Below are 12,664 nucleotides of genomic sequence, written 5' to 3'. Positions count from 1 at the left end.
CTTTTTATCCGTTTTAACAGTATTAAAAAATACAAAAAAGCAGTGATTGTTTTAACACATTGAAACATTTCACTGCTTTTTTTTGATTTTGCTTGTCACTTTTTTGTGTTTTGCTTGTCAAATAACAGTCATTGAATATGTAAACAAATTATTTTCAAGCGGTGCCAAATATTCATCGACAAAATCCTGAGCAAATTCAGCAGCGTCTTTTATTCCCCAATCGCTTCCGTCAAGCATATTGTAACTGACATCGTCAAGGCTTTGACCTAAATTTACCCTATACCTTTTTTCTATAGGGAACAATTCAGTAAATCTATACGGATCCCCGCCTGCAACTCTGTTATAAAATGAATATCCTGTTTCATGATAAATAAGCGAACGGCTCATATCCATATTCTTTCCCATATACATTATAAAGCTGTGAGGATTAATATCACTTTCCGGATCATTTTCATCATACCGCCTTCCCCCAATATTATATTCACAAAAGGGTGAGTCAAGAGAGAATTCTTCCTGATATAAGTGATAAACCAAATCCTTCAGATCATCAAAGTTAGGATTATACGGAGATATTTTATATGCGGGCATTACATTCCCTTCTCCGATAATTACATTATCAACAGTTACGTTTGTATTATTTAACTTTAAACTTTCTGAACTGGTTTTTCTAATTTCGTCAAGGCATATATAATCAAGCTCAGCTGACTGAGCCTGATTATTGTTATTCAGTATTTCCTCCTCCCTTTTTACTTCGTCGGGAGCTTTTGAACATGATGACATTACAGTTAATATAAAAACTATTATAAGGACCTTGCGCATTTCATATCTCCTATTTATTGCGCGTTACCTGTAATTGTAACGCCGTTGGTTCCGGTATATCCTCTGAGGGATACCGTGATCTTACAGTTTAAGGTATTAAAATCAGATTAGCCGTTTCTTGCGCATTATCTGCTCTCCTCTTTCTTTTTTTAACAGACCGTTATATAAAAAGCTTTTCGTTTATAATACAATCCAGTCCACGGAATCCTTGTGAATATTCTGTAAATATTTTTGCAAGAAAACAGCTTAACTCCCTCCATTTTAATAGAAATATCCATAAGCACAGCAAGTTTATAACATATTGGAGCAGTCCGCTAATGATACAACTTATTAAGCCGGTGTAATAAAATACAATATCTTTTGGCAGACTTTGTTATTCATAATCAAATCAAGTATATTATCTTTGTACAATATAAACAAACGCAAACCCATGTAAAAATATGTTTAAAACGGTGCAACTGTTTATGCATTGAGTATATGCTGTTTTGAGATTAATTAGGTTTATTTGATGAGAAAAGCAAAATTTAATGCCAAAGTCTATAAAATATTTATACTCTGATGCAAAATCTGATGTCAACACTTTAGAAAGGATTTACGTTGTAATTGTAAAGTCAAAACAAGTTATAAAAATTATATTGAAATTGACGGAAATGTAGCCCTTAATTCCAGCATGGGAACGCTGATGGATATAACCGTGACAGGACACGTTACCGACAACATTGAAAACAGAGCTTGATTACTGCATAATGATGCTTGAGATTGCGAATAGGCTGTACATAAAATAAAAAACCCGCCGCAGACTGAAAATTAACGGTCTGCGGCGGGTTTGCTGTTGGCTGTAATTATATTATATTTCTAAAAATACATATTCTCGGTACGCTGAATCACTCCGTCATATCCCGTATTTTCCCGGCAAGATACAACGGAATATTAACAAAGCTGTCGTTGATCTCATAACCCAACTTTGAAAACCGCACAGCCTTTTCAGGCCTATGTTCCTTCAGATAATTCTTAAAGCTTTATGCAAACACTTTTGATTTTTTTCCATAATTAATAGTATAAGTAAAATTTCAATAAAAGGTGTAGGTAACAAATGCAAAAGTCATCTTTAAGCGATTCGAGATGCTCTGAAACCGCATCTTGGTTGATAGGTATGATATGAATCTATCTTGAATGTTTCTGCTGGAATAGATTCCAATCATCACAAGATGAATCATTTTAAATTACAAATAACAATCTTATCGCTTGACATAATATATTACCTATGCGACTTTACTCAAATAAAATCCTCAGTGAAACTGCTCTGATAGAAATCTGGATCTTCAAGCACATTCGTCTTCATTAGCAGACTTCCGGGATACATCAGATATTTCATACCGCTTGCTAAAGACATCTCCTCAGCAGCGGCTTTCTTTGCACGGACAACGGAGTTGTCTATCATGTTATCACCCTTAACCTCAATCAACTGATAAGAGCCATCTTCCATCAGTGCAATGAAATCAGGATAATATTGACGTACACGCTTTGATTCTGGATCATAATATTGCACGGAGAGGTCGCCTTGATTAGAGGTAAACATTCCCGTGAAATAAATCTCCTTGACCTTCTGACTTGAGATATATTGTAAGAAGCACTCACGCTCTGGCTTGGAGTCAAAGCAATAGGTATCAGCGTGGAAGCTCTTTGCAACCTCGTCTGGTGTCAAGTATTTCTCGTCCTTTGTGATAACTAGTTCAGGAAATGCAGAGAACTTATAGTAGCCAGCAACCTTCGGCTCTCGCAGCAGAACGACATCCACGTCCTCGCTCTTTTGTGTACCTTTTACCTCGTACAAAGCGTGGAAAATCGTAGGAATTATAACATCGTCCAAGATTTCATTGTGGCGGTTTACTGCTGCAACTACGTTTTCCGCTCCGTCAACAGACTCACACAAAATTCTCGAAACTATCAAGCAAGATACATTCTCATTGTTCAAGTAACGAGCAATTTCTCCCGTGAGAGAAAATTCGCTGTACCTCATTTGCTGCTTGATGTCATCTATATTTGATTCCTTGGCGCTTCTATTTAAGCGCAGACTGTCTTTTTCGTAAACCTTGGATTCATACTGCGTTTCGTCAAGCTCGTCCAAACTGAAGTTAATCGGAGCTTCATACGGCTTTTCTATAAGCTCGTACTCGTGCCATATTCTTTTCATGCGAACGGTTCTCGGAGGTGGCAGTACACGAACCTTGTAGTCCTGTTTTTTCTTTGTGGAGGTTTTGCCAAAGTCGGAAATCTCCATGTTATAGTTCTTGCGAAGCTCATCGTCCAAGGTGTCGTAATTTTCCTTGGAGAGAAATACAGAGGCTTTTAACTGTTCATCTGTCAGCATACGCAAGCAGCGCATCGTAGCTTGAAGCACAAAGATTTTTGACTTCGGACTGCGGAACAGTGCTATTCCAAGCAGAGAGCGACAGTTCCAACCCTCTCGTCCTTTTTCAACCAAGATGATAAACTGCTTCTTACTGCCCTCGGTACCGACAACGTCAAGGTTATTGAAGTTGCGAATATCCTCGTCCTTGGTAACTGTAGAATCACCCGTGTTCACCAAAATCGTAGAAAGCGGAATACCAAGTTCGCTCAAAACCTGCTCCACAGCAGGTCGCACAACATCTGTTGCTTCTGCCACGGTAGCGGCGAATATCGCCAGTTTAGGCAAAAGTCCCTCGTAGGTCTTTCCGCCGTAACGCTCCCAGAACGTTTTAATAGAATCGCGGAGAAATTCCTCGTTCTTTACGTTATCGTAGCCCTTTAAGTCGGCATCTTTCAAGAAACCGTGCGCGATAGATTCATTCAAGCCGTAGGCATAAACTACCTCCGGCAGAACCTGCTTATTGACATAAGGCGTACCCGTGTAATTGTAGCAAGCAACGATGGACGTAGCCTCAGCAAGCATATTTATAGTATTGCGGAGCGTGGTTTTGTTACCGCTGCCCGAACGCAGTTCTTTTTCGAGATTCGCACCAAAAAGGTGATGCGCCTCATCCACATACACGCCGAGCTGCGGCAGACGGCAGAGCTTCTTGAAACGCTGATTATCCATCAGCGAAGCATCGTTCCATGCATCGTCTTCGTCGTCCTCGTCTGTTCCGTATATATCGGCGAGCAGAGAACCACTGCCAAAAAGCATATCTGTCGGCTTATCCGTCTTACGCTTTTTCTTGACGATGATTTTCTGATTGTTTGAGATTACGATGTTAAAATCGGAATCGTCAATCGTATGGAGCGTGATGCCGCTCTCTTCAAGAAAATGAAACTTGATATTAAAGTCAAGCACACGGGCATACTCCAGAGGCACAACCTTAGTTTTATCAAAAGTCATAATCTCACGCAGGGATTCAAGAACCGTCTTATCCGGTGCAAACACAAGCGCATTATGGCAAAACCTCTTGTCCTTCGGATACTTCTTAGCCAAAAGGAACTCATAAAAAATACAAGTTGCCATGAGGATAGTTTTGCCAAGTCCCATCGTGAGGGCATAGATGTAGTTCGGGTACTTCTCTTTGTACTTTTTCATTTGCTTGAAGATGATTTCGTTCTGCTCATCGCCCAAGTCAATAAGTGTACCTTGACCACCCTTGTGGATGGTGTAGTAGGAACGGTCGGAGAATTTTCCCTCACGCTTGCGCCAGTCGTCAAACATCTCAAACATATGAGCATTGCCCATAAATTCCTTGATAAAGATATACATCTCCAAGGCTTCAAATTGCGGCTGTCGGAGAAACGCATCTTTATTTTCGTTCTTGTCGTTGTAGGCAAGAAACTTCTTTGTGAGGTCGTTATAACGGGAGCGGATTTTACCTCGGTTGTTGGTGTAGTAAAACCATAGCTGCTCGTAAAACGCATAGTCCTCAACAAACTGTTGTTTTTGCTTTGCTGCCATAGGATTTTACACCTCCACTTCGATGGATTCGGATAACAGGTCTGTGATTTTTACCTTAATCGTGCCTGCATCATCGGGAATATCATAAACGCCCGTTACCATTTCTTTTTTGTCGGGAACGTCCATAACGGTCGGCTGCATAACCACGCCGTCATAGTTCCAGTCAATCATAACGGATTCCACAAGCTGACGCCAATCCTCGACATACTCTTTTTGGAGCGAGAGCTTCTGCATGAGGTTCATGGGATAGAATTGCCGAATCACCAGCTTGCCGCCCTCACGGACAATTTCCGCCTCGGCTTCACGCTTGAGTTCGAGCTCTGACTTGTCACGGAGAATATCCACTATGTTGATATCAAGCTTATAGTCGGAGAGTTCCTGCTCCAAAGATGCCTTTAAATCCGGCTCATGTCCCATGCAAACAATGGTAATAAGTTCCACGGGCTCTTTTGAATTTTCCTCACGGCGCTTTTCGTAGGTCTTATATGGAAGATTCGCTTTCAGCTCCTCCAAGTCCGCTTTGGTGGCTATGCGGTTGACGGGCATAATTTTCACCATTCTGCCATCAAGCTCACCGTCCCATACGCTCGACTGCGGGAACGGCTGTATTTCGAGAGCTTGAATAATCAAGTCACGAGCTTCCACGGGATTTCGGAAAAAGTCGTAGTTGTTGACGTTATAGACCTCAAAACCCGTGTACTTCACATCTTCCTGCGGCAGGTTCACATCAACGCCCTTTGACTTGAAATACTCCGCTACCTGTGCTTTTTCCTCGGCACTCAAGTTCTCCTTGCCGCCCGCACTCGCCGCCGTAAGATAGCCTTTGTCCTCATCGTCAGTCTGCTTGCCGCCTTGGAAAAGCGTAAGCTGCGGCTCGGCTTTCTGCTGTACGTTCAGTTCTTTTGCTACAGAAATCAACCGCTTAGTGGTAGTCTGAATTGCACCGAGGTTTATGTCCGCACCGATAAAGCGGCGTCCAAGCTTCATAGCGACAGCCTGCGTAGTGCCGCTGCCCATAAAGCAGTCGAAAACAAGGTCACCGGGATTGGAAGATGCTTTTATTATTTTTTCAATCAACGTCTCCGGTTTTTGTGTAGGATATCCAGTTCGCACATTAGCAGATGGAGCTTCAATCGCAACTGTTAGTACATCTTCTGGATATTTTCCTAAAGGATTAAGTGATTGCGACCCAAAATTTATTCCATTACGCACATTATTTATTGCATGACTAAAACGTTCTATTGTTGTCGCTGCATATTCTGTTCTAACTGCATCTGCATTAAAACAATAGTTACTTGTTTTGGAATACACAAAAATATTATCATGGCGCTTAGCCCAACATCCCTTTGGAGTTCCTGCACCTGAGTAATGCCAAATTACTTCATTGACAAATTTGTTTACACCGAAAACCTCGTCCATAAGCATTCTTAAATGGTGAGATTTATGCCAATCACAATGAAGATAAATACATCCTGTATCCGCAAGAAGTTCACGCAGAACTATAAGACGTTCATACATAAACTGGAGATATTCGTCATTCGTCCAAATATCGCCATATTGTTTCTCTTCAAAGGTAGTACTATCTGTTTCGGCAGAACCAATTCCCTTTATCTCAATCTTTTTCTTATAATCTGCCTTACTGTCAAACGGCGGGTCAATATAAATAAGGTCAACCTGCCCACGGTATTCCTTAAGCAAGTGGCTCATAACCTGCAGATTATCTCCCCAGAAAATCTTATTTATCCAGTTGCCCTGTTCCTCACCGTAGCGTTCACGGAGCTGTGCAGGATAATACTGCGTGGAGCGGTACGGACGCTTGCCCGTCCAACGCAGTTCGGGGAAACCCTTGATAGTAGGGCGTTCTTGAAACTCAAAAGTAAGCTGTTCGTTTTCCATTGTGGTTAGTCCTCCATGTTTTTATCATTGAATCATTGTTCATAGCTTGATGCTATTTGTTTTATTTCTATCGCCTCAATCGGCACATACACTTTTTCTTTGTACAAATCCCTGCCAAGCAGACCTTGCAACGTGAGATATTTGTCCACCTCAAGCAGGTTCTGATTTTCGCCAAGGTAGGCGTTTACTTTTTGCAGTGTTGCAGGACTTGTAAGCTGTGCCAATGTATCATTCAAATCCTCAATTTCTCCTGCATTATGGAGCTTTGTTAAGCTCTCCATCATGCCGAGCCAATGATACACGGCTTTTCGCTTCTCAGCATCTATCTCCTCCGTAGTCATCGGCACCTTCGGTTGAGCCTGTTGTTTTGCAAGCAGCTCCGCAGCTTTTGTTTTTGGCTTGACAGAGTCTACTTTCAATTCCTTTGCTGTTAAAGCATCTTTTACATCGTGGCAGAATGGCACTATATGTTCCTTCCATACACCGGGCAGAACCTCATAAAAGAATTTATCAACAGCCCGGTCGATTAATTCTAAAAAGGCATTGACCGCTATTTGTTTTAGCCCTTCTGATACTGTAGGTCCGCTTTTTACGGGCTGCTGCGGCAATGACTTCTTCACGTGTGTCATGTCCTCATCGGCTCTAAAATCGAGCCATTTGATAATATTTCCTGTCTTTCTATCAACAAGATGCCCTTGCTTATCAATGATGGCGTCACCACTTTTCAGTCTTTCAAAAAGCTCATCATTAGGTATGGTGTATATAATCCCATCTCGTTTTATTCTATGTTCCGCCATAAACCCTCTCTTTCGTCATTTGCCTTGGCAGTAATATCTGAAGTCGCAGTTCCTGCACGTCTGCGGATTATCTGAGCAGTGCTTGTATTCATGCCTTAATATCTTATGCACCGTATCATCAAACGCCGCCACAGTACCCTCAATGGCACTCTTGGTATACGGAAACGAAATAACGGGATTGCCGTTCTCCTCTCCCGTATAGTAGAGATTCATCTTGCTGACTTTTTGCCCGGTTCTCTGCTCAATCAAATAAGCATAGATATGAAGCTGTCTGCGGTAATGCTCCAAACGTTCACGCATCTTCACCATATCGGGCTTGCGCTCCGACTTAAAATCCACCAGCTCAACTGTACCGTCAACACCGCGTACAAGGTCAATCTTGCCCTCAATGATGTAGTCCGGCTGTACAAGGCTGACGTCAACCTCCGCTTGTCTTATGGTATCCCACTTTCCGTTCTGTCGCTCGGCGTACCTCAAAACCTGCTTCAATGCCGCCAGCTTCTGGGGTTCGGCAAGGTAGGTATGCTCGGATTTAATCAAGGATACATAGTTGTTCTCAAACCACTGCTTGATTTTCGCCTCGTTGATTAAATGCTCCTCCTTGCGGATAGCCGCTCGGTGTATATCCTCAATCGTTTCATGCACAAGCGTACCGAACATCATAGCGTTCTCACGCACGGGCATAAACTCCAGTTCCTTATAAAACTTATACTGCAGGGCGCAGGTTTCGTAAACCGTGATATGTGAGGTAAACGAGAACGTATCCTTGATATTCACCTTCTTTACCGTCTTGAACTTAAACTCCGACAAGTCAAACGCCGGATTGTCCACGCTCACGAGTTTCTCGTAGGTGTCTGTGAAATATTTACTCGGAGTTCGTGCATTCTCATCGCAGGTCAGAACAAGCAAGTCCTGCGCACGGGAGAATGCCGTGTAGTAAAGCCGCCAAAAGTCAAAAAATTTCGTCTGGTCGGCAGGCTCGAATGCAGGACGGTGGAAATATCTCTCCTCCACATCATTCATCAAATCCTTGTAGCTCTTCCTCGGCGTACCACTGAGCGAGTCCACAAATACAATTGGGAACTCCATACCCTTGGACTGGTGAATTGTGAGGAACGAAACACAGCCGCGCGGTGCATACTCTGCATCGTCCTCATACTCCGAAATGCCACCGTCATACAGCAAGCGGAGATAAAGATTAAAAAGCCGCTCCGTGTTTATATTTATGTACTTGCCGTTAAAGACATCAATTCTGTGCAAATACTCATACTTCCCGATGACTTGCGTTAAAAGTGCAAGGTTCCTTGTTGGGCGAATATCCACCACGCCCACGCTCAAATCCGTGTCGAGGATAGAGCAGAACGGTTCAAACATAAAAAGCTGATACAGCAAGCCGGAATATGCGTAGTCGGTCGTTCCCGTCAAACCATAATGTTCCCTGCCGTGCTGTTTGATGAAGCGAAGCAATTCTTTATTTTCAGTCTTCTTTACATACTCGTTCGCTACTAAAATACAGTCGCGATAATAGAAGCAATGTTCCGGCTGCAGGAAAGTATATTCGCCTGTTTCCAAACCCTGCACATATCTTGGGAACATCAACATAAGACAGCCGAGCGTCAGTTTTATCTCATCACGCTTGAAAAACATATCGGAACGTGGCGAGTATACATTGATTCCGTTCTTTTCGAGGAAGTCCGCCAAAGCAGTCACTCTCTGATGCTTGACGGAACTGAACAGAAACGCAATTTGATTATAGTCCGTAAGTTTTCCAGAATCCTTCAAGCGGTTGATAAAGCTGAGAATGCGTTCATGCCATTCATCCTCATCGTCCTTGCCTGAGAGTTTCACAACACAGGGGCTTTTAATGGTCGATTTCTCATGTGGCTCTATCCGCTTAGAATAGCGGTACTTGTCCCATGTAAACTTAAACTTCGCTCCATAGGTGGTAGCCATCCATTTATTGTAGAAATCTACAATATCGCTGTCGGAGCGGTAGTTCAACACCAGAGGAATAACCTTGCACTCTCCGTCAGCAAATTTGGACGGAAACTCCAAAATATTACGGATTGTCGCTCCACGAAAACGATATAAGCCCTGATCATCATCACCCACCACGCAGATGTTTTTCTTTTCTCCTGCAAGCAGGAACACAATCTGCTCTTGAATAAAGTTTGTGTCTTGATACTCGTCTATCATGATGTAGCGGATTTTTTCTCGCAGAGACTCAAGAATATTCGGTTTCTCCGTCAAAAGCCTATAGCACTCTGTCTGAATTGCAGAAAAATCAATCAGGTTCTCATCGGTGAGAAGTGTCTGGTAAGTCACCAGCATATCCGCAAGCGCACGGACAGCGATGTCCGGGTCTGCCGCTAAAGCATCCGCATCCACCAATTCCTCGGAGAGATTATTTACATAGTTGCAGATTTCCTCCGACCATTTCCATGAACCACCTTTTGAGAGCGCTTCCTCGATTCCCTCGATTATCTTGAATTTATGCATATTACGAAAAACGAGGTACTTCTGGTCAAACGTATCGAGCAAGCGATAGTTTCTCTTAAGACGTGTGTACTCTAAGTTTTCCTTTAGTACACGCAGACAAAGAGAGTGGAATGTGCCGACATACATCTCGTTTACGTTCGCCGAGATATTGCGGACAGCAAGCTCATTCGTAATACGGGTGATTAGTTCCTTCGCCGCTTTCTCCGTAAAAGTGGCAATAAATATCTGCTCCGGCTTGACACCTCTTTCTTGTATAAGGTAAATTACCCGCTGAACCAAAGTATAGGTTTTCCCTGTACCCGGACCAGCTGTTATCAATACGGGGCCGTCAGCAGAGGATATGGCCTCACGCTGTGAGGAATTTGCATTGCCAAAATCAAACATAGTATCAATGCTCCTACTTCTTATTCGTAGCTTCGACAGGCTCTGCAATCTCGGATATATCGCATTGCAGAGCCTCACATATTGTCAAGAGTACCGCCGTACTCACATTTTCGCCCTTTGTCAACTTTGCAACAGTAGACGAACTCAAATGTGCAGCTTCACACAAAGCCTGCTTTGTCATGTCTTTATCAATTAAAAGTTTCCAAAGTTTTTGTAACTGAAAATCATGTTTTTTACCTTTCTTATTTATAATTATAACCGATTTTTACGATGATTTAATTAAATTATGACACACTTTTTTTGCGAAATCAATGAATAACTGCGAAAACTCAAATGTTATTTTTATAAGTAAATACGGCAGATTAGTTGTTACATTTACTTTGAAAACAGAGAGTGGTAGAAATAAGTTAGAAAAAAGTCTGCTAAGAGAATGAAAAATGAAAACAGCAACAGACATATAAAGTATTAAAATACAAAAATATCTAAATAAAGACATGACATTTTAGGCAATAGTTTAACATTGGAAAGGATCGAATAACAGTATCTTGTGAAATATAAAACTGTCTATTCACATTCAAAAACATATTTTTAATCACTTTGACCAAAGTATATGATATGAACACTATATATTTATCACAGCCCCATACTCTTCAGTTCTCCCGATCCATTTTTAAAGAACATAATATAATAAATCGGAATATAAGTTATCTTACCCTTTGTTGTAACAGTACGCTCATTGGACACAACAAAGGCTTTTTTGATATTGTAATCCGCGTTCTGAACAAAATTGTTCAGCGCGCTGTGGACGGTATAATCCTTGCCCGATTTAACCTCGATGGGGACAGCGGAAAGGCTGTCGTAGTCGTCAATAAGATAGTCGACCTCGCCCTTGCTGCGGTTGTCATAATAGAATAGCTTATATCCGTGCGCGATCAACTCGCTTGCCACTACGCTTTCATAGACCGAACCAAGGTTGATACTTTTTTCATCATTCAGCACAGCGCGGATATTGTTCCCGTAAAGGATTCCGGTCAGTATTCCGACGTCGTTGAGATACAGCTTGAGCAGATTCTTTCCTGTAGATTCGATAAGCGGAAAAACAGGATTTGAAATCGCCTGAACATTAAGCGCGATTCCGGCGCTGATAAGATATTCAAACTCGTCCTCGTAGTCATTAAAGGTCTTTCCTTTTTTGTTCTCAATGCTCTGCGCCACGACACGTTTTTTCCTGTTCTCCATATTAGAGGGTATCAGGTCGTAAATACGGCGTATTTTAAGCTTTTTCTCCTCGTCGTACTTTGACGCATCTGCGGCGTAATAATCGTGAATTTCACTTTGGATCTCTCTGACCGACTGAATATTTTTCTCTTCAATATAGGAATTTACAGCGTCAGGAAGTCCTCCTACAAGCAGAAATTTGCGGAACAAATCCATCATTTTGCTGTGCATAGACTCGTCGAGAGCTTCAAGCCGTTTAAATTTTTTCTGTATAGCGGAAATTGCTATTTCGTTCATTCCATTGGCGTACAGAAACTCCTCAAAATCAAGAGGAAACATTCTCACCTTGCGGATACTTCCCATGGGAATTGAGGTCGTCTGCGACAGCGTAACACCCAGCAACGAGCCGCTTGCAATATAATTAAACCTATTATCCTGAGACAAAAATTTAAGCAGAGTCAGCAGATGCGGATACGCCTGAATTTCATCAATAAAAATCAGCGTAGTTTCCTTTGATTTCATCTTATTGCCTGCAAGCATACTCACCTGAAGATAAAAATCCTCAACGGTTTTTGTTTCGGCAAACAGCCTGTCCCCCAAACTGTCCTCAACCATATTGATCTCTATAAAATTTTCAAAAAGCTTGTTTCCCACATAACGAATGATATATGTTTTGCCGACCTGTCTTGCTCCGTCAATGAGAAGTATTCTCTTTGACTCTGATTTCAAATGCGCTTCAATCAATGATTCTATTTTACGATATAGCATAACGCACCTCCATGCTGATTTTTCAATAATATTATAGCACATTAAAATCAACTTTTCAATATAATTTTGTCGGTTGGTTTATGATTTTTCAAACTGTTTTCATTCCAAGAACGCATACCTTGCAATGAAAACAGTTTACGAGAATTACTTTAGTGAAATATTCAACGCTCCCCTACTTTTATCAAGTAAAAGAGCGTTAATATCGTTTATTATATTCATTCCCAAAATACACTAAGTGTTCACGCTTGTTTTTATCACTCACATAAACTATAGAATCAGATTGATTATCATTGCTTTATTAATTTTTTCTCAAGTAACCGAAAAGCCTCCAAGAACATAAGGCTGTTAAAATCATAAGGCA

Annotated in this window: 7 protein-coding genes; all 7 read right to left on the bottom strand. The window is 41.6% G+C overall.

Features of this window, described 5'->3' with window-relative positions; all coding sequences use genetic code 11:
- Nucleotides 1-117 precede the first annotated feature (117 nt).
- On the bottom strand, nt 118-819 hold the full coding sequence (locus EIH25_RS12240) for a hypothetical protein (RefSeq protein ID WP_124101378.1): 702 nt from the start codon (nt 817-819) through the stop codon (nt 118-120).
- Between the two features lie 1,276 nt (nt 820-2,095).
- Nucleotides 2,096-4,741, bottom strand: a complete 2,646-nt coding sequence (locus EIH25_RS12235; protein WP_124101377.1) for a DEAD/DEAH box helicase family protein — start codon at nt 4,739-4,741, stop codon at nt 2,096-2,098.
- Between the two features lie 6 nt (nt 4,742-4,747).
- Nucleotides 4,748-6,637, bottom strand: coding sequence for a site-specific DNA-methyltransferase (locus EIH25_RS12640; RefSeq protein WP_243113197.1), 1,890 nt, complete (start codon nt 6,635-6,637; stop codon nt 4,748-4,750).
- A 32-nt stretch (nt 6,638-6,669) separates the two neighbouring features.
- The gene (locus EIH25_RS12215) at nt 6,670-7,434 is read right to left on the bottom strand and encodes a hypothetical protein (protein WP_124101376.1); all 765 of its coding nucleotides are present in this window, start codon (nt 7,432-7,434) and stop codon (nt 6,670-6,672) included.
- A 15-nt stretch (nt 7,435-7,449) separates the two neighbouring features.
- Complete coding sequence (locus tag EIH25_RS12210; RefSeq protein ID WP_124101375.1) at nt 7,450-10,317, bottom strand: ATP-dependent DNA helicase; 2,868 nt, start codon at nt 10,315-10,317, stop codon at nt 7,450-7,452.
- 13 nt (nt 10,318-10,330) lie between these two features.
- Complete coding sequence (locus tag EIH25_RS12205; RefSeq protein ID WP_279254447.1) at nt 10,331-10,567, bottom strand: helix-turn-helix transcriptional regulator; 237 nt, start codon at nt 10,565-10,567, stop codon at nt 10,331-10,333.
- 383 nt (nt 10,568-10,950) lie between these two features.
- Nucleotides 10,951-12,303 carry an AAA family ATPase gene (locus EIH25_RS12200; RefSeq protein ID WP_124101373.1) on the bottom strand — a complete coding sequence of 451 codons (1,353 nt, stop codon included), beginning with the start codon at nt 12,301-12,303 and terminating at the stop codon, nt 10,951-10,953.
- Between the last annotated feature and the right edge of the window lie 361 nt (nt 12,304-12,664).

This window comes from Ruminococcus sp. Marseille-P6503 (assembly GCF_900604945.1).
In the GTDB taxonomy this organism is placed as follows: Bacteria; Bacillota; Clostridia; order Oscillospirales; family Ruminococcaceae; genus FB2012.
This window is presented reverse-complemented; position numbering and strand designations above follow the sequence as displayed.